This is a genomic window from Bacillus sp. PS108 (assembly GCF_037963335.1).
Classification (GTDB): domain Bacteria; phylum Bacillota; class Bacilli; order Bacillales; family Bacillaceae; genus Bacillus; species Bacillus subtilis.
This window is the reverse complement of the sequence record NZ_CP150155.1, coordinates 2,522,608-2,543,207: the sequence shown is the minus strand read 5'-3', so window position 1 is coordinate 2,543,207 and position 20,600 is coordinate 2,522,608. Positions and strand designations below refer to the sequence as shown.

At 40.7% G+C, this 20,600-nt stretch carries 27 protein-coding genes; all 27 read left to right on the top strand.

What is annotated here, in order from left to right; all coding sequences use genetic code 11:
- The first annotated feature begins 10 nt into the window (after positions 1-10).
- The 27 genes from NSQ16_RS13165 to NSQ16_RS13035 all read left to right on the top strand — a co-directional run bounded on the left by NSQ16_RS13165 (position 11) and on the right by NSQ16_RS13035 (position 20,590).
- Entirely contained in the window at positions 11-946 is a 936-nt protein-coding gene (locus NSQ16_RS13165) for a phage major capsid protein (RefSeq protein WP_204551342.1), read from the top strand.
- 10 nt (positions 947-956) lie between these two features.
- Positions 957-1,268 carry a YqbF domain-containing protein gene (locus NSQ16_RS13160; RefSeq protein ID WP_044430323.1) on the top strand — a complete coding sequence of 104 codons (312 nt, stop codon included), beginning with the start codon at positions 957-959 and terminating at the stop codon, positions 1,266-1,268.
- A gap of 3 nt (positions 1,269-1,271) precedes the next feature.
- A complete protein-coding gene (locus NSQ16_RS13155) occupies positions 1,272-1,667 on the top strand; it encodes a DUF3199 family protein (RefSeq protein WP_004398566.1) in 396 nt (131 codons plus the stop codon).
- A complete protein-coding gene (locus tag NSQ16_RS13150) occupies positions 1,664-2,026 on the top strand; it encodes a YqbH/XkdH family protein (protein ID WP_204551341.1) in 363 nt (120 codons plus the stop codon). Before NSQ16_RS13155 ends, NSQ16_RS13150 begins: the two co-directional genes overlap by 4 nt.
- On the top strand, positions 2,023-2,526 hold the full coding sequence (locus NSQ16_RS13145; RefSeq protein WP_204551340.1) for an HK97 gp10 family phage protein: 504 nt from the start codon (positions 2,023-2,025) through the stop codon (positions 2,524-2,526). Before NSQ16_RS13150 ends, NSQ16_RS13145 begins: the two co-directional genes overlap by 4 nt.
- A gap of 12 nt (positions 2,527-2,538) precedes the next feature.
- The gene (locus NSQ16_RS13140; RefSeq protein ID WP_015714315.1) at positions 2,539-2,976 is read left to right on the top strand and encodes a DUF6838 family protein; all 438 of its coding nucleotides are present in this window, start codon (positions 2,539-2,541) and stop codon (positions 2,974-2,976) included.
- Positions 2,973-3,164, top strand: coding sequence for a hypothetical protein (locus tag NSQ16_RS13135; RefSeq protein ID WP_032679171.1), 192 nt, complete (start codon positions 2,973-2,975; stop codon positions 3,162-3,164). Before NSQ16_RS13140 ends, NSQ16_RS13135 begins: the two co-directional genes overlap by 4 nt.
- Entirely contained in the window at positions 3,165-4,565 is a 1,401-nt protein-coding gene (locus tag NSQ16_RS13130) for a phage tail sheath family protein (protein WP_015714313.1), read from the top strand.
- Between the two features lie 2 nt (positions 4,566-4,567).
- Complete coding sequence (locus tag NSQ16_RS13125; protein ID WP_003229930.1) at positions 4,568-5,011, top strand: phage tail tube protein; 444 nt, start codon at positions 4,568-4,570, stop codon at positions 5,009-5,011.
- A 533-nt stretch (positions 5,012-5,544) separates the two neighbouring features.
- On the top strand, positions 5,545-5,994 hold the full coding sequence (locus NSQ16_RS13120) for a phage portal protein (protein WP_017697468.1): 450 nt from the start codon (positions 5,545-5,547) through the stop codon (positions 5,992-5,994).
- A gap of 41 nt (positions 5,995-6,035) precedes the next feature.
- The gene (locus tag NSQ16_RS13115) at positions 6,036-6,173 is read left to right on the top strand and encodes a hypothetical protein (protein WP_042976732.1); all 138 of its coding nucleotides are present in this window, start codon (positions 6,036-6,038) and stop codon (positions 6,171-6,173) included.
- Between the two features lie 2 nt (positions 6,174-6,175).
- Positions 6,176-10,933 carry a phage tail tape measure protein gene (locus NSQ16_RS13110; RefSeq protein ID WP_230488265.1) on the top strand — a complete coding sequence of 1,586 codons (4,758 nt, stop codon included), beginning with the start codon at positions 6,176-6,178 and terminating at the stop codon, positions 10,931-10,933.
- Positions 10,926-11,585, top strand: a complete 660-nt coding sequence (locus NSQ16_RS13105) for a LysM peptidoglycan-binding domain-containing protein (RefSeq protein ID WP_195727801.1) — start codon at positions 10,926-10,928, stop codon at positions 11,583-11,585. The genes NSQ16_RS13110 and NSQ16_RS13105 overlap by 8 nt, the downstream gene beginning before the upstream one ends.
- A 12-nt stretch (positions 11,586-11,597) precedes the next feature.
- Complete coding sequence (locus tag NSQ16_RS13100; RefSeq protein WP_128993189.1) at positions 11,598-12,578, top strand: phage portal protein; 981 nt, start codon at positions 11,598-11,600, stop codon at positions 12,576-12,578.
- Positions 12,575-12,841: a DUF2577 family protein gene (locus tag NSQ16_RS13095; RefSeq protein WP_024122153.1), complete on the top strand. Its 267-nt coding sequence runs from the start codon at positions 12,575-12,577 to the stop codon at positions 12,839-12,841. Before NSQ16_RS13100 ends, NSQ16_RS13095 begins: the two co-directional genes overlap by 4 nt.
- Before the next feature lie 89 nt (positions 12,842-12,930).
- Positions 12,931-13,629 carry an aspartate/glutamate racemase family protein gene (locus NSQ16_RS13090; protein ID WP_195727802.1) on the top strand — a complete coding sequence of 233 codons (699 nt, stop codon included), beginning with the start codon at positions 12,931-12,933 and terminating at the stop codon, positions 13,627-13,629.
- Positions 13,630-13,730: 101 nt separating this feature from the next.
- Positions 13,731-14,156 (top strand): DUF2634 domain-containing protein, encoded by a 426-nt coding sequence (locus NSQ16_RS13085; RefSeq protein ID WP_128993186.1) that lies wholly within the window; start codon positions 13,731-13,733, stop codon positions 14,154-14,156.
- Complete coding sequence (locus tag NSQ16_RS13080) at positions 14,149-15,195, top strand: baseplate J/gp47 family protein (RefSeq protein WP_128993185.1); 1,047 nt, start codon at positions 14,149-14,151, stop codon at positions 15,193-15,195. Before NSQ16_RS13085 ends, NSQ16_RS13080 begins: the two co-directional genes overlap by 8 nt.
- Complete coding sequence (locus tag NSQ16_RS13075; RefSeq protein ID WP_128993184.1) at positions 15,179-15,757, top strand: putative phage tail protein; 579 nt, start codon at positions 15,179-15,181, stop codon at positions 15,755-15,757. The genes NSQ16_RS13080 and NSQ16_RS13075 overlap by 17 nt, the downstream gene beginning before the upstream one ends.
- A complete protein-coding gene (locus NSQ16_RS13070; protein ID WP_195727804.1) occupies positions 15,754-16,026 on the top strand; it encodes a hypothetical protein in 273 nt (90 codons plus the stop codon). The genes NSQ16_RS13075 and NSQ16_RS13070 overlap by 4 nt, the downstream gene beginning before the upstream one ends.
- Before the next feature lie 3 nt (positions 16,027-16,029).
- Positions 16,030-17,124 (top strand): hypothetical protein, encoded by a 1,095-nt coding sequence (locus NSQ16_RS13065; protein WP_128993183.1) that lies wholly within the window; start codon positions 16,030-16,032, stop codon positions 17,122-17,124.
- Positions 17,125-17,133: 9 nt separating this feature from the next.
- Positions 17,134-17,475: an XkdW family protein gene (locus NSQ16_RS13060; protein WP_230488264.1), complete on the top strand. Its 342-nt coding sequence runs from the start codon at positions 17,134-17,136 to the stop codon at positions 17,473-17,475.
- Positions 17,472-17,636: an XkdX family protein gene (locus NSQ16_RS13055; protein WP_213383340.1), complete on the top strand. Its 165-nt coding sequence runs from the start codon at positions 17,472-17,474 to the stop codon at positions 17,634-17,636. The genes NSQ16_RS13060 and NSQ16_RS13055 overlap by 4 nt, the downstream gene beginning before the upstream one ends.
- Before the next feature lie 86 nt (positions 17,637-17,722).
- Positions 17,723-18,616 (top strand): phage portal protein, encoded by an 894-nt coding sequence (locus tag NSQ16_RS13050; protein WP_230488263.1) that lies wholly within the window; start codon positions 17,723-17,725, stop codon positions 18,614-18,616.
- A 44-nt stretch (positions 18,617-18,660) separates the two neighbouring features.
- Entirely contained in the window at positions 18,661-19,083 is a 423-nt protein-coding gene (locus NSQ16_RS13045; protein WP_003246208.1) for a holin family protein, read from the top strand.
- A gap of 44 nt (positions 19,084-19,127) precedes the next feature.
- Complete coding sequence (cwlA, locus tag NSQ16_RS13040) at positions 19,128-19,946, top strand: N-acetylmuramoyl-L-alanine amidase CwlA (RefSeq protein WP_003229946.1); 819 nt, start codon at positions 19,128-19,130, stop codon at positions 19,944-19,946.
- A gap of 164 nt (positions 19,947-20,110) precedes the next feature.
- Positions 20,111-20,590, top strand: coding sequence for a hypothetical protein (locus NSQ16_RS13035; RefSeq protein WP_004399085.1), 480 nt, complete (start codon positions 20,111-20,113; stop codon positions 20,588-20,590).
- The last annotated feature ends 10 nt before the right edge of the window (positions 20,591-20,600 follow it).

Below are 20,600 nucleotides of genomic sequence, written 5' to 3'. Positions count from 1 at the left end.
GAGGATACGAATGAGAAATCAAGAGGTTATTAATAAAGCAGAAATGACGCTTTCTACTTTAGAGAGCGGCGGGATTATGAATCCTACTCAAGCTTCAACTTTTATACGAATGGTTCAAGATACGCCAACTATTTTAAGAGATGCGCGTGTTATTCAAATGGACCATGACACACAGAAAATCGAGAAGATCGGTTTTGGTCAGCGTATTTTAAGGGCAGCCCAAGAGGGAGTTGCGCTAACTAAAGATCAAAAATCAGTTCCATCAACTAGCACAGTTAACTTAAGCACAAAAGAAGTTATTGCTGAAGTTAACATTACCTATGACACACTTGAAAACAACATCGAAAAAGATGGTCTTCAAAATACAATTATGCAAATGATAGCTGAGCGTGCTGCGGTTGATATTGAAGAGTTGCTTGTAAATGGAGATACATCTTCATCCGACTCATATCTTGCACAATTAGATGGCATCAGAAAACAAGCTACATCTCACATTGTTGATGCTACAGGTGAGGAACTGACACGGCAAACGTTCAAGCGGGGATACAAAGCAGTACCTCCTAAATATTTGCGAATTCCGCAGGAGTTCCGCTTCTATACATCGCCTGGTATTGAAGTTGAATGGAAAGATCGTGTAGCTGATCGTCAAACAAATTTAGGGGATGCAGCTGTTCAAGGTGGCCTTTCATCTGCTTTTGGTGTTCCGATCAAAGGTATTGCAAATTTACAGCCTTATACGATTGGAGAGGGAGATACTGCAGCCGATGTTTCTGATATCATCCTAACTCATCCGAAGAATATTATTCTCGGATTCTCTCGTAACATTCGAATTGAAGTAGATAAGGACATTCGTCGCCGTATGTTTATCATTGTTTTGACAGCGAAATTGGATAGTGTTTTTGAAGAAGAGGACGCCGTAGCCAAGATCGTGAAAGTGAAGGAGTAGGTGGTCTGGCGTGTATACTGCAAAGCTTATTAAAGGCAAAACGTACAATGTTATGGGAATAACCTTTCGAGCAGGTGTCAGTCAAACAGTATCGAAAAAGCTCTATGAGTATTTAAATGAAAATCCATATTTTGTGCTGGATAAAGATCTTAAGAATCAAAAAGATGATCCGATAAATTATACTGAATCGGAATTGAAAGGTATGAATAAAGCAGAGCATGAATCCATTATTTCTAATCTTGGTGGCAATCCGTCTGACTTCAAAAACGCAGATGAAAGAATTGCCTATATCCTTAAGCAAATAGATAACAATGGGGAGTGACCTATGCTGTTAATCACTCCCGATGAATTAAAGAGTTATTCAGTTTTTGAATCTGTAAAGACCAGACCTGACGAGTTGTTAAAACAGGATATACTAGAGGCAACTGCCGATATCATTCTTAAAGTTGGACATGATTTTTCAGATGCAGAGTATATTCCTTTGCCTGAAACGGTTCGACTGGCCCTATTAAAGTTGTCTCAGTTTTATGCTCTTATAAATGGCGACGAGTCAATTATTAAAGGATATACAACTGAAAAAATTGGTGACTATTCATATACTCTAGGGGATGGCAGTTCTCTTCAAAAACCTGATGTGTATGCATTAATAAAAGATTATGTGAAACCGGCTGACCCTGATTTAGAAGGGATTGAAGCGAAAGTGCGGATGAGATCAATATGAGTTATCGGTCTTTACTGACTCACAGATGCGACATTTACCATCTACAGGAGAAAAAAGAAAATAGAAAGCAAAAATTCGGGGTGCCGGTTGAAGATGTTCAACCGGTTTTTTCGTACCCTGATGAGCCAGACATAGAAAATCAGCCGTGTTATTTTACAGAAAAGAGTCAGTCCATTATCCAACAGGAGCCAAATGTAGCTGTTTATCAATCGTTCCTTGTGCATTTCCCTGCTAATGCTGATATTCGAGTAAATGACAGGGCGGTTTGGGATGGTACTGCTTATAAATTACAGAAGCCCAGCAAAATCAGGAATCATCATTGGGAAGTTACGGCAGTACGGGAGGTTGAATATTTGTGAAGATCAAAGGTCTTGATCAGTTCATTCAATCATTAAACCGTGCTTCTCTTGGTGGATTGAAAGGGAAATACGAGGAGTGGCTTGAAGCTATGGGTTTTGAGTTCCTAGACATTATTCAAGATGAAATTATCAGGACGAAGACGGTAGACACACGCCGCTTGCTTAATTCCTTTCAGAAAGGTGACCAGGATAATATCTTTTCAATGACAAAAGGCAGCTTAAAGTTGGATGTTGGAACAAATCTGGAATACGCCTCATACGTCAATGATGGTCACTTTACTATCGATCCGTCTAAAAATCAGGATAGACGGTGGGTTCCAGGGCGGTGGAAAGGCGACCGTTTTGAGTATGACCCTGCTGAAAGAAATTCCGGAATGATGCTAAGGTTCCAGTGGATCGACGGTTCTGGTTTTTGGGATAACGCCATGGCTATTTTTCAGTTGATGTTTGAGAGAAGCCTTGAGCGGAAGCTGCAACAATGGATCGATGAAGAATTTTAAGGCGGTGCTGCCATGAATCAAGAAGTAGGTTCAATTATGGGCTATCTATACAAACTGTATCCTGTTCAAGTGTATGAAGAAGGAATACCGCAGGACTTTGCTGTTCCGTCTCTTTACTTTCCACCGGCTTCAACGGTCGATGGGGCGGACACAGTATCTACGTTTCAGAAAGCCTATGTTTTAAACGTAAAACTCTTTCACGAAAACGCACAGAAGGCTCATAATGAAGCAGAAAGGATTGCGGATACACTTAGAAGCAGAAGGGGCATAATTCCGCTTATACAAGAATCTGGCGAGGATACGGGGGATTTTATTCGCCTATCTCGAATAGAAACGCGGGTATCAGATGATTACGCCACCATTGTCTTAAACTGGACGAGCCGCTATTGGTATGAGCAGGAAGAACAGCGTTCAATTGATGGTTTTAAATTTAAAAGTGGGGTGAAATGATGGCCACTAAAAAAGAGAAAGCAGAAAATGCTTTTTATATTAAGGATTTGCGAGAGCACAGTCGAGAGCTCTTTGGGGTAAGACCCGAGGTGTTTGACGGTGCTCTTTTTCATGTTCATAAAACAAGTATTACAAAATCGGAAGCGAAGAAGTTGATTACTCAGTTTCTTCAAAAGGAGGTCAAATAGATGAACGGCGGAACATTCACACCCGGCAAGGAAAAAGAGCGTGCCGGTATTTACTTTAACTTTAAAACGACCGCGGAGAACCGTGTTTCTGCCGGAGAACGTGGAACAGTTGCGCTACCGATAGCATCCAGCTGGGGTGAGGTTAAGAAATTCATTTCTATCTCTTCAATCGAGGACTTGAATAAAAAAGTGGGGTTGAACATTGATGATCCTTCGCTGTTGCTTTTACGTGAGGCAATGAAAAAGGCAAGTACAGTCTTGCTTTATCGTCTGACGGAAGGTCTTCGTGCCTCAGCAGACATTAGCGAAGGTGTAAAAGCTACTGCTCTTTATGGCGGCACAAAGGGGAATGACATCATTATCAGTATTACAGAAAACGTTATTGACTCTTCGAAAGTTGATGTCACTACCTACCTTGATCAGTCAGAAGTGGATAAACAAACAGTGTCTAAAGCTGAAGAGCTTAAACAAAATAACTATGTCACGTTTACGGGGAAAGGGGATTTAACAGTCACTATTCCGTTAACCGGTACGGCCCCTGAAGACGTCAGCGGTGCTCTTCCGGCAACTTCCGGAATCCGCTTGTCAGGTGGAACAGACAAAACACCGACCAATGCTGATTATACAGCTTTCTTGGAAGCGGCTGAAACGGAATACTTTGACACAATTGCACTGCCTGTAGAGGATAACGAGCAATTAAAAGCAACGTTTGTTGCGTTTATCAAACGGCTGAGAGACAACCAAGGGCAAAAGGTTCAAGGTGTACTTTCAAATTACAAGGGAGACCATGAGGGTATTATCAATGTAACTGGTGGCGTCCTACTTCAAGACGGAACGGAGATCACTCCTGAAAAAGCTACTGCTTGGGTTGCAGGCGCAAGTGCGGGGGCTACATTTAATCAATCACTTACATTTGTAGAATACGAGGGAGCTGTAGATGTCCTTAACCGAATTGACAACGATGAAATCGTTGAACGATTGTCAAATGGCGAATTCTTGTTTACTTATGATTCTCGTGATAAATCAGTATCGGTTGAAAAGGACATTAATTCACTCACAAGCCTAACAGCAGAGAAAAATAAGATGTTCCAGAAAAACAAAATTGTCCGTGTACTTGATGCAATCAATAATGACCTGACATCTCAATTGAAAGCATTGATCAAGTCTCGCAAAGCAAGCGGCAGTGACGTTCCTGCTACAAATGACGGACTACAGTTTGTAAAAACGCTGATTACTCAATACTTGAGTGTTCTTCAAGATAATGGGGGCATTACTGATTTTGATTCAGAGAATGACATTACAATTGCTCTGAATAATGATCGTGACGGCTTCCTGATTGATCTAGCAGTTCAACCGGTGGATGCAGCTGAAAAGTTCTACTTTAATGTTGAGGTGAAATAGGAATGGCATTAAAAGCGCAAAACACCATTTCAGGTAAAGAGGGCAGGTTGTTTCTTGATGGAGAAGAAATGGCCCATATCAAAACGTTTGAAGCCAATGTAGAGAAAAACAAATCCGAGGTCAATATCATGGGTCGTCGGATGACGGGGCACAAAACGACCGGAGCAAATGGAACGGGAACAGCCACTTTTTATAAAGTGACTTCTCAATTTGTTCTTATTATGATGGACTATGTGAAAAAGGGAAGCGATCCTTATTTCACCTTACAAGCTGTTCTGGATGATGCTTCTTCAGGACGTGGTACTGAACGAGTCACCTTGTACGATGTAAACTTTGATTCTGCGAAAATCGCTGGGCTTGATGTTGATTCAGAAGCATTAGAGGAAGAGGTACCGTTTACCTTTGAGGACTTCGATGTGCCTGAACAGTTAAAATCCACATTCTAATCACTTTCACGAAAAATCGCCGAACTTTAACGAAGATATTCACGAAAAATCGTGAACTCTCACGAGATATTCACGAAAAAATGTGGTAAGATTACTTTAGAAGTAATTCAACTGAACAAGTTTCATATAGAAACATGTATTTCTTTCAAAAGAAATGCATAAAATAAAAAAATACCGGAGTGCTGCAACACTCCGGCCCGTACAAATGCTGGCTCCTCATTGGAGCGCTGGCTATAGGTGTATTTAGATATGGACCTACCCTAGAAGTTTCTCAGGCCTCAAAGGGTGGTCTATTTCTTTTTGTCTATATACGTCAACAAGGCGAGAATAAACATTCCCGTTCCAAGCATTAAACTAAGCGCTTGAAATGTCGACATAGGCGTCACCCCCTTTCAGGGGATTTAGCCAGCAGACCACCTTTGAGTTAGCCGTGCAAATGTACAGGAATAATTATACACTAGACAACCATTTTTGTGGTTGTCTTTTTTGTTGGCTTAAATCGATTGAATTTAATTTTAAAGGAGTTAATGTACATGAGCGAAAAACAAAACAAAAAGGTATACGATCTTTCATTCTTTATGCCGGGACAAACAATTGAAGCTGAGGAAGTGAAAGTACCGATTTCTAAACGATTTGTAGACAAAGAAGGCAATGTTGTTCCATTCATTTTCAAAGCCATTACGACTGAACGAATTGACGAACTTGAGAAAGAGAATACGACTTACAAGAATGTAAAAGGCCGCGGTCGTGTGAAGGACTTGGACAGCCAACGCTTTTATGCGCGTATTGCGGTTGAAACGACTGTTTACCCTAACTTTAAAGCTAAGGAACTACGTGAAGCGTACAAAACAGAAGATCCAGTGGAAGTCGCAAAACGTGTTCTTTCAGTCGGGGGTGAGTATGCGAACTGGCTGAACAAAGCAATTGAGATCAACGGCTTCGATGATGATCTCGAAGATCTTGAAGAAGCAGCAAAAAACTAGTGAAGGACGGGGATAAAGAAGCTGTATATCTTTACTATGCTATGCATGAGCTCAAATACGCCCCGTCAGAATTAAGAGAACTATATGAGGCACCGCGACAATTCAAGGCGCTCTTATATGGTTTAATCGGTTATAAGCTTGAGCTGTTAGAAAAAGAAGCGAAGAAGGGAGGTAATTAACTATGGCTAAACTAACAGCCACGTTTGAATTACATGATAAAATTTCCCGCAAGCTTCGATTGTTACAAGGCAATGCTGAAAGACTTAAGAGGGCCGCTAATGGCCCTCTTATTTTTGATGCTGAAGATCGGACTGAGAGAGTTATGCGGAGAATTGACCGATCAGCCAACCGTTTGACCGGTCGGGCTCGATCGCTTGAAGTGGATTTAGATGATCGAGCTTCGAATGGATTACATTCTATACGTCAGCAAGCTGAGGATCTTACCGAGGGTAGCCATGAGATTACAGTTTCCGTAAATGATCAAGCTACACCACGTTTTCGTTTGATCCGTGGAGGTCTCACTGATTTGAATCGCTCGCACGCTGAGCCAACTGTTTCAGTTCGTGATCATGCTTCAAACCAATTAGATGAGATCCGTCGTCATGTGTCCGATGTAGATAGCGAACATGCAGAGCCAACTGTTTCTATTAAGGACAGAGCTTCAGCTGCTCTGGATGCTATTGAAGCGAAAATAGACAGCTTGAAGAATGCTACCATTACTCTGGCAGTTGCAGGTGGTTTTTCTGCAGGTTCAATTATGGGTTCTGGTAAGAGTACAATGTCTCAGGATGCTTATGTGTCAGCAACTTCAAACGTTAATAAGAAAGATGTTGCAAGAATGACGGATCAGATCTATTTCAACAATAAAGCGGGCAGTTCTCGTGAAGAAGTCAGTTTATCTTTGAGAAACTTATCGCAACAGACAGGGGCGTCTAAAAAAGCTCTGGCTGATTTGACTGAGTCGTCAAGTAAGATTGCCCAGCTTATGAATGCTGATCAGGCAGAGGTAGATCGTGCTTTTAGTTCGATGTATAACAACTTGAAATTGTCTGGGAAACAAAGCGGAGACTTAATTGCTTATGTATATCGGAATGCCGGGGACCAGGCTGACGATTTATTGGACACGATGAATGAATACAGTTCCACCTTTAAAGACTTGAAACTCACAGGCGGCCAAATTGCAAACGCCATGATAAAAGGAACAAAGGGTGGCGCCAGAAACTTCGATAACCTAGCCGATAGTATGCGTGAGTTTAACATCCGCCGAACCGAAATGTCTGATAGCCAAGTGGACGCATTTAAAACGCTGTTCGGAGCCAAGGAAACTAAGAAAATGTTCAAGGGCTTCAAAGATGGTTCAATAAGCGGAGAGGAAAGTTTATTTAGGGTGGCAAAAGCCCTTTCTAAAGTGAAAAATAAAACAAAGCGGGCTGCTATTGCAACTGAGCTTATTGGAACACAATACGAAGACCTTAAGCAGCCTATTTTAGATATGGCTGAGGGTATTGGTACAAGTGCTAAAACAAGCGGTGAATTAGAACGTAGCTTTACGAAACTTCGGGATAATAACCCGATGACACCGGTTAATGATGCCATGAGAGATTTTGAAAGCATATCTAAGGATATGGGAACCTCTCTGCTAACTGGATTAGGACCGGCCTTTGATAAAATCAGCTCGTTCATTAACAGTAAAGAAGGTCAGGAAAAACTTAAAGAGATCAAAAAAGATATTGCTGATCTAGGTGAGGAGATAGGTGATAAGTTAAACGTAGCCATTGAGTGGAGCGTCAACCATTGGGATGATTTGAAAACAGCGATTAAAGTTGTGATCCCCTCTTTAATTGGATTGATTGGTTATTTGAAAATACTTCGTCCGCTGTTAAAAGGCATAGGTACTGTCGGAAGTGATGCAGCAGGCGTAATCCGAAAATTAATTCCAAAACGTACTCCTAAAGCTGGTACTAATACGCAAAGTGAAAGGAGGAATAGAAACAGTAATCGTAATGCTAGCACAAGGGGCAGAGAATCCAAAACTGCCACAGGTCCAACGAGTTTACCTCGAAGCGGCAGCTTGACATATTGCTGTTGTAGCGATGGAGGTAAAAATGATCGCATTCGTAGAAGACGAGGGAAAAGAGTTTTAGGTCGACGCGGTAATCCAAACCGAATGAACCCTTCTGATAGTTCAATTGCTGTGTCATCTGAACGGTTGGAGAGAAGGCGTTCCGGTAGAACTGTAGGTACTAATCCAACTAGAGATTCAAGATCAGCAATAATCACTACGAGATCGGAGCTATACTCAGCTGGTAGAGCTGCAGGCGGTACATCGAAGTTCGGGAAAGTCTTAAGTCCTCTGAAAAGTGTTGGCAAGTTTGCAAAGGGAGTCCCTCTATTAGGAACAGCGTTAGCGGCAACCGATTTAATTGGGATGAATAAAGATAATGTTGGTGAAAAAATTGGATCAGCTGGCGGTGGCCTTGCTGGAGCGGCTACAGGAGCAGCTATTGGCAGTGTTATTCCAGGAGTGGGAACAGCTATTGGTGGATTAGTTGGTGGTATAGCAGGCACCATGGGCGGCTCAAGTTTAGGTAAAGCGTTTGATGGTTCAGAAGTAAAGAAGAAACTAAACAGTACATTATTTGATCAAAAATGGTGGTCTGAAAAATGGTCAGGCATTAAGAGTAATGCGAAGACTTCCATCAATGGGTTAAGTGATACATGGTCTAATGTAAAAGAAAAGGTGAAGTCCACTTTATTTAATAGTGAATGGTGGTCTGAAAAGTGGTCTGGCGTTAAAAGCTGGGCACAAAACAAATGGAATAGTGCATCATCTGTTTGGGAGTCCGTAAAGGGAAAAATAAAATCCACTTTGTTTAGTGAGAAGTGGTGGTCAGGTAAATGGGAAGGCGTAAAAAGTTGGGCTCAAAGTAAGTGGGACAGCGCGTCTTCTGTTTGGCAATCAGTTAAAGGAAAGCTGAAATCCACTCTATTTAGCGAGAAGTGGTGGTCAGGAAAATGGGAAAGTGTAAAAAGCTGGTCCAAAAATAAATGGGACAATGCTAAATCAATATGGAAAAGTGTTAAGAGTTCCATCTCAGAAACCCTTTTTAGTAAGAAGTGGTGGTCTGAAAAGTGGCAGAGTGTAAAGGAATTGGGAAGCAGTATTTTAGGCGGGGTAAAAGAAGTTGGTGGTAAAGTAGCTTCAAGTACGAAAAAAACTGCTGGTAAAGCGTGGGGATATGTGAAGAGTGGCGTAAATTATTTATTTGGTTCGGGAAAAGAAAAGCCAAAGAAACATGCTACTGGTGGTTACATTACGAAGCCAACAATATCTTGGATTGGTGAAGCTGGTAAAGAATTCGTTATCCCTGTTGAGAATAATAAAGGTCGCGGCAAAATGCTCCTTTCTCAAGCTGCTTCGAAATTAGGGATGAGTGTGGTTGATGATATAGCGTCTGCTTCATCTGCAGGAGGTGAACCGGCAACTTCCCCGCTAGTCCGTAGTGCGGCGGTGACTGCTTCTGTATCTCCTATTATTGACACATCCAGTCTTGATGAACAAGCAACATCATTTGGTCAACAGTTCACGAAGAGCTTTGATCAAGGAATTAGAGATAATGTTGTTTCTATGGAAGCATGGAAACAGAAAAACGTTGGACAGCCAATGAACAATTTAATCTCATATTCTTCGAATTACGGAAAGCAAGTGGTCAATGGATATGCTAAAGGTCAGAACAGCACTTCGACCGGTACAGATGGATTCTTGCAGACGAAGGTTAAAACACCATTTCAGAACACTGTTAATAAATCTTCATCATGGGGAAGCGGAACGATCAAAGGTTTTGCTTCCGGACAAAATAGTTCACAAACTGGTACTGATCAATACGTCAGCACTCATATTAACAAGCCGTTTATCCGCTCTAAAGAATCATCAAACGGATGGGGAAGCGGTATGATTGGTAATTTTGTTTCAGGCATGACTTCTAAGGCAAGTGAAGTCAATGAGGCTGCCAAGGAACTGGCGAAAAAAGTTGAGAAGGCATTTCGTGAAGAGCTGGATATTCATTCACCTTCCCGTGTCATGATGAGTCTTGGGCGTTTTGCCTCTATAGGTATTGTAAAAGGTCTGGATTCTGTTGATGTAAAAAAGTTTGCTGAAAAACAAGCAGGCTCACTAGCTGCCGCTTATTCTGGAATGGGCGCAGTAAGCGGAAATGTGAAGCAATGGCTCATGGCTGCTATCATGGCTACAAAGACACCGATGAGCTGGCTTCCAGGGCTGATGACAATTGCTCAGCATGAGTCAGGCGGTAATCCGAAGGCAATCAACTTATGGGATAGTAATGCGAAAGCAGGACATCCATCTCAGGGGCTCATGCAGACAATCCCAAGTACCTTCAACGCACACAAATTGCCGGGAATGGATAATATTCTTAACCCGATACACAACGCTGCTGCTGCGATTGGCTATATCAAAAGCAGATATGGATCAATTAATAATGTACCAGGCATTAGAAGCATGAGGCACGGAGGTCCATATGTTGGCTACGCTAACGGCGGACTTATTACCAAAGAGCAGATTGCACGTGTCGGTGAAGGAAACAAAAGGGAATGGATCATCCCAGAGGAGAGAGGTATCCGTGGACGTTATTTATTAGCCCAAGCAGCTAAGGCACTCGGAATGGAAGTTACAGACCCATCTCAAAAAGGTCAAACTGAATTATCTTCCGGTCAGGTAACAGCAGCTACAACAGGCAGTCAGCAAACAACTGTTACAGCATCAGGAGGTAAAGAGGTTATTATTCAATTTAATGGCGATCAGCATTTTCACAATGACAAAGACATGAACAGCCTTGTAGCTAAGATTAAGCAGGCCCTTGTCGATGAGCTTGAACAGGATATCAACATTGGAACGAAGGGAGTCGTTGCTTTTGACTAAATCCATATATGAATTCTGGATTTCACAAGGGAAGGATAAGCTGCGGCTTCCTGTCCTTCCTGAACAAATTGATATTTCAAATACAATTCAAAATGAATCAGTAAAAGTGGCTAGTTTTGGGGAGATCACTTTTATTGATAAACCGGGAGCGAAAGAGATTTCGTTCTCTTCTTTTTTTCCAAAGAAACATAGCCCGCTTGCTGAGTATAAGGGATTTCCTTCCCCTGAAAATGCTATTGCAAAGATCGAGAAATGGGTGAAATCTAAAAAGCCGGTTCAATTCTTAATTACTGGAACGAAAATTAATGTAACTTGCAGTATCGAGGTTTTTTCTTATAGCGAGGGCCAAAAAGACATAGGTGATCGTGATTATGAAATAAAGCTGAAGGAATACAAAACTGCTTCGCCGCGGAAGATCAAGCAGAAGAAAAAGACGAAGAAGAAACGGCCATCTAAATCAGCTCCTAAAACATATACGGTTAATAAAGGCGATACACTGTGGGACCTTGCCGGCAAATTTTATGGAGACAGCACAAAATGGCGCAAGATCTGGAACGTCAATAAAAAGGCTATGATCAAACGAAGCAAACGGAATATCAGGCAGCCAGGGCACTGGATATTTCCTGGTCAAAAATTAAAGATACCGCAGTAAGCAGGTGATGACATGATAGAACTTTTCGTCATTAAAGAAACGGAGTGGCTTGAGCTGGTAACTGAAAGTGTTTCTCTTGAGGGACAACGGTATCAGGCACCCCGATCGATCACAGCCAAGATCATAACGAAACAAGGAACCCATTCATATTACAGCGTATCTGAAGGGGATACAGTTTTATTTAAGTGGAAGGGCAAAGAACTGTTCCGGGGCATTGTGTTTTCTCGCAATCCAGAAGAACACGGGCTGACCTTTACGGCTTATGATATGCTGCAATATCTGGTCAAAAACAAAGATGTTTATGTGTTCTCTAATAAGCGTGCAGACGAGATCATAAAACGTCTGGCAAGAGACTTTCAGATTCCCACAACGTCTATTGCAAACACAGGTCATACAATTAAATCACTTGTGTTCAAAGACGATACGAGCCTTTATGACATGATTCTGAAAGCCTTGAAACAAACGAAGAGCCAAACCGGAAGGAATTATCAATTATATTCGGCGAAGGGGAAGCTCGGCCTTCGCGCTTGGCCTGATCCCTCAGAAGTATGGGTGCTAGAATCGGGTGTGAACATTACTGGTTATCAATACAGCACTTCCATTAATGACACAGCTACAAGAGTAAAGCTGCGGCGTCAGAAAGACAATAAAACTTATACGGCTACCGCAAGTGACAACACGGGTATCAGCAAATACGGCGTGCTTCAGTATGTTGAAACAGTATCAGATAACATTAACCAAGCACAGCTTCAGCAGCGTGCGAAAGTTAAACAGGCACAGAAGAAAGGCGTCAAAAAAGAACTCAAAAGTATTCAAGCAATTGGGATTCCAGATCTTCAGAGCGGTTTGCCCGTCTATATTTCAATTCCGGAAGTCGGGGTTAAGAAAACATACTGGATTGATACAGATAAACACGAATTTAAAGGATCGACACACACGATGACCATTGATGTGGTTGAGAAAAATTCTATACCTGATGGTGTTTCCTCATGAGATTAAGTGAAGCAATCAAACATTTGGCTGTCGGTGCAGTTGATTCTGAGTCACCGGTGGATATTATGCCGGCTGAAGTGGTTTCCGTTTCACCTATTGAAATAAAGCTTAATGAAAGTGACAAATTAATAATACCTGCTGATTTGATTATTGTTCCAAAGCGGCTGCGGGCCGGTGAAGAAGAAGCACTGAATACAGGTGAGCGTGTGATGATTGTCTCTTTAAAAGGCGGACAATCATTTTTTATTCTCGATAAAATTTAATAATAGTAATCCTGACATAATAATTGTAAAGGCCTAATCTATGCTTTAGAATAACTATAATATTTTGAAAATTTTATCCGAGGTGGGTTATGAAAACTATTGGTCTTATTGGTGGAATAAGTTGGGAATCTTCAGCTGAGTATTATCGAATTATCAATGAAGAAATAAAAAAGAAGTTAGGAGGGCTTCACTCGGCAAAATGTCTTTTATACAGTGTTGATTTTAAGGAAATTGAACATTATCAATCTGTAGGTGCTTGGGATAAAGCAGGTGAAGCTTTAGGGGAAGTTGCAAGATCATTAGAAAAAGCGGGTGCAGATTTTATTGTAATATGTACAAATACTATGCATAAAGTTATTGGATATATACAAGAAATGATCACTATACCTATTTTGCATATTGCCGACGCAACTGCAGAACAAATCATTAGACAAGACATTCGTTCAGTAGGATTGCTTGGTACTAAATATACGATGGAACAAGAATTTTATAAATCGCGTATTGCGTCTCATGATATTAATGTCATTGTTCCTAATGATGATGAAAGGGAATTAATAAATAATATTATTTATCAAGAACTATGTCTAGGTGAAATTAAACAGTCTTCCAAAAACATTTATAAGAAGATCATAAATAATTTGGTAGATAGAGGAGCAGAAGGCATCATTCTTGGATGCACTGAAATTGGATTATTAGTAAAGGTAGAGGATTCAGAAGTGCCATTATTTGATACGACTTTAATCCATGCTCAAAAAGCAGTAAATAAATCCCTTTCGATTTCTTCTTAGAATGATTACTTCTTATATTTTAAAACCGCTCTTTAGGAGCGGTTTTTATTATGTTATTCAATCAATAAATGGAAGAACGTTATAGGAGGAGTGATCTTATCATGCCCCTTTCGCCAGAAATTGAATTTGATGATATAGAAGATGACAGCGAAGTAATAGAGACCTCGCAAACCTACAAAATAGATTTTGAAAATGGCCGTATCACAAATGAAATGATTACTGGCCTTGAAGCAATCAGGCAGTTTGTATATTTATCTCTTCATACTGAGCGATACGCCTATTCTGTTTTCAGCCATGACATTGGAAATGAGCTTCGAGACATCTTGGCGGATAATGAAACAACAGACGCATATAAGAAAATGGAGATTCCGCGGCTAATAGAGGAAGCGCTGATCTATGACGATCGTGTTTCCTCTGTATCAGATTTTGAAATAGAAAAACAAGGTGATTCGTTCCATGTTTCCTTTACAGTCGAAACGGACGAGGGAAAATTGGAGATCGAGGAGGTGCTTGGTGAAGATGTTTGAAGATCAAACTTTTGAAGAAATTATGGACCGGATGCTGAACAGAATTTCAGCGGACATTGATACAAGGGAAGGAAGCGTGATTTATAACGCGTTAGCTCCTGCAGCTGCAGAATTGGCCAAGTCTTATATTTGGCTCGATACGGTGCTGGAACTTGTCTTCTCGGACACAGCACAAGGGGAATTTTTAGATCGTCGGGCTACTGAAGCCGGCATCGAGCGAACGGCTGCTACGAAAGCAGTCAGGGCAGCGGAGTTTACTGAAGGAATAACCATTCCGGTGGGTGCCCGCTTTTTTGTTGAAAACCTCTACTTTCAATACACAGCAGACGGGACGTTGGAATGCGAAACAGCCGGAGAAGCAGGGAACGCAAACATATCCGGCCAGAATCTATTGTCACTTGACACTATACCTGGACTTCAAAAGGCTATTGTGAAAGAAATCCTGATTCCAGGACGTGATGAAGAGGATGATGACAGTTTAAGGGCTAGATATTTTACCCGTGTTCGCCGAGAAGCTGTCAGTGCAAATAAAGAGCATTATAAACAATGGGCGGAAGAAGTTGACGGAGTCGGAAAGGCAAAAATCTTTCCGCTTTGGAACGGGGACGGCACAGTCAAAATTGTCGTGACCAATTCTAACTTGGAACCTGCTTCCGATATATTGATTTCTAAGGTTAAAAACTATATTGATCCTGAACCAGGACAAGGCGAGGGACAAGCGCCAATAGGTGCCTTTGTCACAGTGGAGAGTGCGGTATGGAAAGAGGTTGAGATTTCAGCCGAGGTACTTCCCGAGGTCAATAGCTCTATCGAGCAGGTAAAGCAAGAAATCGAATCAGGTGTTTTAAATCTCTTTAAAAAGATGGCTTTTGAAGATAACGTCATCCGTTTATCGCAGATTAATAATATCGTCTACAATTCACCTTCAGTAAGTGATTATGCAGATATTAAGATCAATGGTTTAGCTGAAAACTTAGTTCTGAGTGACGTGGAAATCCCTAAATTGGGGCAGGTGAACATCATTGAGCAAACTCGATGAAATGACCGCTTATTTGCCGCTGTTCCTTACCAAGTTAAAGGAAATGTCTGAGCTTCTTGAGGCAGAAGCTCCCGAATTTGAAAAGCAAAATAACGGCATCTTTGATCTGACAGATCAGCTATTTGTCACAACAGCAACCTGGGGGCTTGAACGTTGGGAAAAGATTTTGAACGTACCGCGGGAATCAGGTGACACTGATGAGATCCGCCGATTGCGCCTAATCTCTAAAATGTCCAATATACCGCCGGCAACATATAAGGCTATTGAACAGGCATTAAATCGGTTCCTGAAAAATCCGTCTGCTCAGGTCAGGCTACTTCAAGGACAGTACCGTTTTAATGTTGATATTGATATAGATGATATGCAGCATATGAGCGAGCTCATAGAAACATTGGAGAATATGAAGCCAGCTCATTTGGCATATACCTTGCGAGCTGCTTTGAATGAGCCACTCAAGATAAAAGATACTGTCATTCTGAATAACAGAAGGTATCGAAAAACAAGTGAGCTAAAGGTAGGTTATTCCGTCACGCTCAATAATAACGAGGTGGTCCTTGTATGATTACACAGCTTTATAGAGAGCGAACAGCTGCAGATTTGAAAAATAGAATATCGAAAGTGCTGCTGAATGGAAATGAAACAGAAATTGTGGAAGTCACTATTCAGGAGGCCGTTGTCACGGTACTTACTCATCGAGAAGAAGATATCAAACACATTGAGAGTGTGCAGATCCTTGATGAGCAAAACAACGTGATTACGGGAAGAACAACAGATTTAGACGTCAGTAATAATAGAACGCTTGATTTTAGGATTACTTTTGAGGTGGTGTAACAAATGGCATATGAAGCAAAAACAGACTGGCTGCCAGATGATCCTATTAATGAGGATGATGTGAACCGTTGGGAGAAAGGTATTCAAGACGCGCATAAAGATTTAGATGTACATAAAAATGACATGAACAACCCTCACAATACAACAAAGGCGCAAATCGGGCTAGGGAACGTTGATAATGTACAGCAAGCTTCGAAAAAAGAATTTGAAGAGCATATTAATGATTCACAACGGCACATAACACCAGTAGAGCGGGAGAATTGGAATGCAAAAGAAACAACTGCCGGAGCTCAGGAAAAAGCTGATAAGGCTTTATCGGATGCAAAATATTACGTAGATACCAACTACAAAAATAACAATCTGACATTAATTACTGGTGACAATGCTATTCAAGATGCTAGAAAGGGAGGGGAAGAATATCCTTTAGGACTGACCTTAATGGACATTGGTCAGGGCAATACTACAGGGTACCCTTTGAGTTATGGCATTGTCAAAAATGAAAAATATAATAATTACCGATTTACGCAATACTTTTATGGGACAGGAAATGAGTCTGGGACTTACTACTACAGTACAGGAGTTTGGATTAGGCACTGGTGGAGTGGTTCAGGCTGGACAAAATGGGAGAAAATATCGGGTTTTGCTCATGCAAATGTGGGAACTACAGGCATTCAATACTTAAAAAAAGTTGACCATACTAAAATAGCTTTCAATAGAATAATCAAGGACAGTCACAATGCTTTTGACATTAAAAATAACAGGTTTATTGCACCGAATGATGGAATGTATTTGGTTGGTTCAGGAATTTATGTGATAAACTCTCCTTCTTATATTAACCTTCATTTAAAAGTTTATTTAAATGGAAAAAAATACAAAACGCTACATCATATTCGAGGGTATTATGAAAATAGAGATAATGAAATGTACCTCGGTTTAAATGGTAATGCAACTGTCCCAATGAACAAAGGTGATTACTTAGAAATCTGGTGTTATTGTAATTACGTAGGAAATGGTCAAAGGGGCGTGGACGATAAGGATGGATCGTTTAACTTTATTGACATACAGGAATTAGGCGGGAGAAATTATCCGAGATTTTAGGAGGTAACGATGAATATAGGTGAAGCTATTCTTTTTAAATACCCAACAGCTGATCCCACAAAGGATTTTATTGTCCAGAATAATGGTGACGGAACTCCCTCATATATAGCAGAGTGGAATATTAGGGCACCTATACCAACGGAAGCAGAGTTAAAAACTTGGTGGGAAGAGCTTCAGAGTACATCTACATCTGCATATGAACCACCAGTTCAAGTGGATCTACTTGCAAGAGAGTTATCTCAGGAGAAGCTAGCCCGTAAACAGTTTGAAGAATTAAACCAAACTTTGGGAAGCGAGCTCTCAAAAATAAAGTTGCAACTGCTTACTCTACAAGGAGGGAAAGATTCATGAATTATTGGATTTGGGCTTTACATTATGACTGGGCTACTCCTGAAATGGTGAAACAGGCAATTCATTATAAAGATTGCTCGCCTGAGGATTTACAAAAAGGGGTAGAGAAAAAACTCATTACAGCTGAACAGTATAAAGAGATCACAGGAGAAGCCAATTAGGGCTTTTTTATTTTGCCTTAAAGGGGGTGGTTCCGTTGTAAACCCATACTCACCACTAATGATCTACTATAGCAAGGAGGATTATTATGGCATCATATAATTTTCAATTTCCAACAGATGCAACCGGTAAGCCAGGAGCGGCTAAACCTTATCGAGAAGGGAACAGGGATTTTGTAGTACCCGTGGCTGCTATTTCAGGTAATGCGGAGCTACTAACGAACGCAGTTTTAAAAGCCACTGAAGTATACACTCAATATGGTCAAGATCGATTAGGTCAGGTTTTAATTTCAAAAGTAAAAGGTCACGCTTATTCTGATCGTGAAGGAACCTTATTCATCGAAGAAAGTAATGATATGAATACATGGACCACTGTCTCTTCATTGGTAGTTAAAGCAAATACGCTTGGCGAGACTGAATGGATTCATTTAACTAAACGCTATTTCCGTTTCAGATACGCAAATGGTAACCTGCAGCAATCTGAATTTTTACTATACCAGTCACTGGGCGCAGGTGAAGAGGATATAACCATTAACCACACTGTTCCTATTACAGCAGTTGCTCCGTTGTCAGTCCAGTTAGATAAAAACGGTTTAACTAATGATGGTCGTTTAAAAGTTCAAACTGAAGGCTTGAACCTTAGCTCATTAGACACTCAAGCAAAAACAATGGATATTGTCTTTCACGATAAAACAGAAACCATAGGTGAGGGTAACCCATTCACCGTTGGATCATTCAAAACGTTACTCATTGAGGTTTATGGGACGGCTGAGACAAGTGAATTGAAGTTCTGGGGTAAATCCTTATCGGGAACAAAAAGAGCCCTTAGAGGGCAGAAAGTAGATGACGGAACATTTGCCACTAGCACCAAAGGGAAATCAGAAGCTTGGTCTTTTAGCATTACTGGCTTTAAAGAAATTGTTATGGAGCTTACAGCTTTAACAAATGGAAACTTTTCAGTTAGAGGGACGGCCGTCTCATAAGATCCGGCTGTCCTTTTTTATTTGCCTCGGAGGAGGTGATTAGAATGGAGGAGACAAGTTTGTTTATCAATTTTGAAACATTAGATTTAGCAAGAGTATATTTATTTGGAGGGGTGAAGTACCTTGATTTACTTCTAGTACTTAGCATAATTGACGTTTTAACAGGAGTAATCAAGGCATGGAAATTCAAAAAACTGCGAAGTCGAAGCGCATGGTTTGGCTATGTCCGCAAGCTACTCAATTTCTTTGCGGTCATTTTAGCAAACGTGATTGATACAGTACTCAATTTGAACGGTGTCTTAACCTTTGGTACCGTTCTTTTTTATATCGCTAATGAAGGTTTGTCAATAACTGAAAACTTAGCACAGATTGGTGTTAAAATACCATCATCAATAACAGATCGATTACAAACAATTGAGAACGAAAAAGAACAGAGTAAGAATAACGCAGACAAAGCTGCTGGCTAAGCCAGTGGCTTTTTTTATCTTACTGACAGAAGGAGAGAGGGTATATGGCCATTAAAGTTGTAAAGAATCTAGTCTCTAAATCAAAGTATGGATTGAAATGTCCTAATCCAATGAAAGCTGAATATATCACTATTCACAACACTGCGAATGATGCTTCAGCAGCCAATGAGATTTCTTACATGAAGAATAACTCTAGCTCAACAAGTTTTCACTTTGCAGTAGACGATAAACAAGTCATTCAAGGTATTCCAACGAATCGTAACGCTTGGCACACAGGAGATGGAACAAACGGTACAGGGAATCGCAAGTCTATTGGTGTCGAAATTTGTTATAGCAAGTCAGGAGGGGTACGATATAAGGCAGCGGAAAAGCTTGCTATTAAGTTTGTGGCGCAGCTACTTAAAGAACGTGGATGGGGTATTGATCGAGTCCGCAAACATCAAGACTGGAATGGTAAGTATTGCCCGCACCGCATTTTGTCAGAGGGAAGATGGATTCAAGTTAAGACTGCAATTGAAGCAGAATTGAAAAAGTTGGGCGGAAAAACAAACTCAAGCAAAGCAAGTGTAGCTAAAAAGAAAACAACAAACACAAGCAGCAAAAAAACGTCATATGCGCTACCATCCGGTATTTTTAAAGTGAAGAGCCCAATGATGAGAGGGGAAAAGGTAACACAAATTCAAAAAGCACTGGCTGCACTATACTTTTACCCGGATAAAGGAGCAAAAAACAACGGCATTGACGGCGTGTATGGTCCGAAAACAGCAGATGCAATTAGACGATTCCAGTCTATGTACGGGCTTACTCAAGACGGTATTTACGGACCAAAAACGAAAGCGAAACTTGAAGCTCTCTTGAAGTAAATAAATAGTCTCCTTGAGTATCTTTCTCAAGGAGATACTTATGTTTATTTTGTTACAGATAGTTCAAAATTATTCTAATATTTGAGTAAAAAGTATTATTTTTCTAGTCTGAACATAATGTTATCATTTACATGTAAATAATTTAAAAGAAAGGGATTGATTTCATGTTTAAGAAATTACTTTTAGCAACATCTGCATTAACATTCTCTTTATCATTAGTTCTTCCGTTGGATGGACATGCCAAAGCTCAAGAGGTAACATTACAGGCACAGCAGGAAGTCACTTATCAAACTCCCGTTAAACTATCCGAATTACCAACTAATACAACTGAACAATCTGGTGAATTTCACACAAATGGTATTAAAAAATGGATTGCTAAAGAAGCAATGAAGGCAACAGCCAGTGCGCTTCGACATGGTGGGAGAATTGTTGGTGAGGTAGTCGATGAGTTAGGTGGATCAGCAGGAAAAACATTCGCAAAACATACTGATGATGTAGCAGATGCTTTGGACGAGTTAGTTAAACGAGGTGACGTTGTGGAGGACGCAATTATTGACACGGTTTCCTCATATCTAATTGATGCTGGTGTAAAATCTTCTACAGCTAGAACTATTGCAAGTGTATTTACTTTCTTAGCTTTTTAATTGAGGTGAT

Bases quoted from the DNA above. Each gene is read 5' to 3' on its own strand.
- NSQ16_RS13165 (WP_204551342.1), top strand. From the start codon at position 11: ATGAGAAATCAAGAGGTTATTAATAAAGCAGAAATGACGCTTTCTACT.
- NSQ16_RS13155 (WP_004398566.1), top strand. From the start codon at position 1,272: ATGCTGTTAATCACTCCCGATGAATTAAAGAGTTATTCAGTTTTTGAA.
- NSQ16_RS13150 (WP_204551341.1), top strand. From the start codon at position 1,664: ATGAGTTATCGGTCTTTACTGACTCACAGATGCGACATTTACCATCTA.
- NSQ16_RS13140 (WP_015714315.1), top strand. From the start codon at position 2,539: ATGAATCAAGAAGTAGGTTCAATTATGGGCTATCTATACAAACTGTAT.
- NSQ16_RS13135 (WP_032679171.1), top strand. From the start codon at position 2,973: ATGATGGCCACTAAAAAAGAGAAAGCAGAAAATGCTTTTTATATTAAG.
- NSQ16_RS13130 (WP_015714313.1), top strand. From the start codon at position 3,165: ATGAACGGCGGAACATTCACACCCGGCAAGGAAAAAGAGCGTGCCGGT.
- NSQ16_RS13125 (WP_003229930.1), top strand. From the start codon at position 4,568: ATGGCATTAAAAGCGCAAAACACCATTTCAGGTAAAGAGGGCAGGTTG.
- NSQ16_RS13120 (WP_017697468.1), top strand. From the start codon at position 5,545: ATGAGCGAAAAACAAAACAAAAAGGTATACGATCTTTCATTCTTTATG.
- NSQ16_RS13115 (WP_042976732.1), top strand. From the start codon at position 6,036: ATGCATGAGCTCAAATACGCCCCGTCAGAATTAAGAGAACTATATGAG.
- NSQ16_RS13110 (WP_230488265.1), top strand. From the start codon at position 6,176: ATGGCTAAACTAACAGCCACGTTTGAATTACATGATAAAATTTCCCGC.
- NSQ16_RS13100 (WP_128993189.1), top strand. From the start codon at position 11,598: ATGATAGAACTTTTCGTCATTAAAGAAACGGAGTGGCTTGAGCTGGTA.
- NSQ16_RS13095 (WP_024122153.1), top strand. From the start codon at position 12,575: ATGAGATTAAGTGAAGCAATCAAACATTTGGCTGTCGGTGCAGTTGAT.
- NSQ16_RS13090 (WP_195727802.1), top strand. From the start codon at position 12,931: ATGAAAACTATTGGTCTTATTGGTGGAATAAGTTGGGAATCTTCAGCT.
- NSQ16_RS13085 (WP_128993186.1), top strand. From the start codon at position 13,731: ATGCCCCTTTCGCCAGAAATTGAATTTGATGATATAGAAGATGACAGC.
- NSQ16_RS13080 (WP_128993185.1), top strand. From the start codon at position 14,149: ATGTTTGAAGATCAAACTTTTGAAGAAATTATGGACCGGATGCTGAAC.
- NSQ16_RS13070 (WP_195727804.1), top strand. From the start codon at position 15,754: ATGATTACACAGCTTTATAGAGAGCGAACAGCTGCAGATTTGAAAAAT.
- NSQ16_RS13065 (WP_128993183.1), top strand. From the start codon at position 16,030: ATGGCATATGAAGCAAAAACAGACTGGCTGCCAGATGATCCTATTAAT.
- NSQ16_RS13060 (WP_230488264.1), top strand. From the start codon at position 17,134: ATGAATATAGGTGAAGCTATTCTTTTTAAATACCCAACAGCTGATCCC.
- NSQ16_RS13055 (WP_213383340.1), top strand. From the start codon at position 17,472: ATGAATTATTGGATTTGGGCTTTACATTATGACTGGGCTACTCCTGAA.
- NSQ16_RS13050 (WP_230488263.1), top strand. From the start codon at position 17,723: ATGGCATCATATAATTTTCAATTTCCAACAGATGCAACCGGTAAGCCA.
- NSQ16_RS13045 (WP_003246208.1), top strand. From the start codon at position 18,661: ATGGAGGAGACAAGTTTGTTTATCAATTTTGAAACATTAGATTTAGCA.
- cwlA (WP_003229946.1), top strand. From the start codon at position 19,128: ATGGCCATTAAAGTTGTAAAGAATCTAGTCTCTAAATCAAAGTATGGA.
- NSQ16_RS13035 (WP_004399085.1), top strand. From the start codon at position 20,111: ATGTTTAAGAAATTACTTTTAGCAACATCTGCATTAACATTCTCTTTA.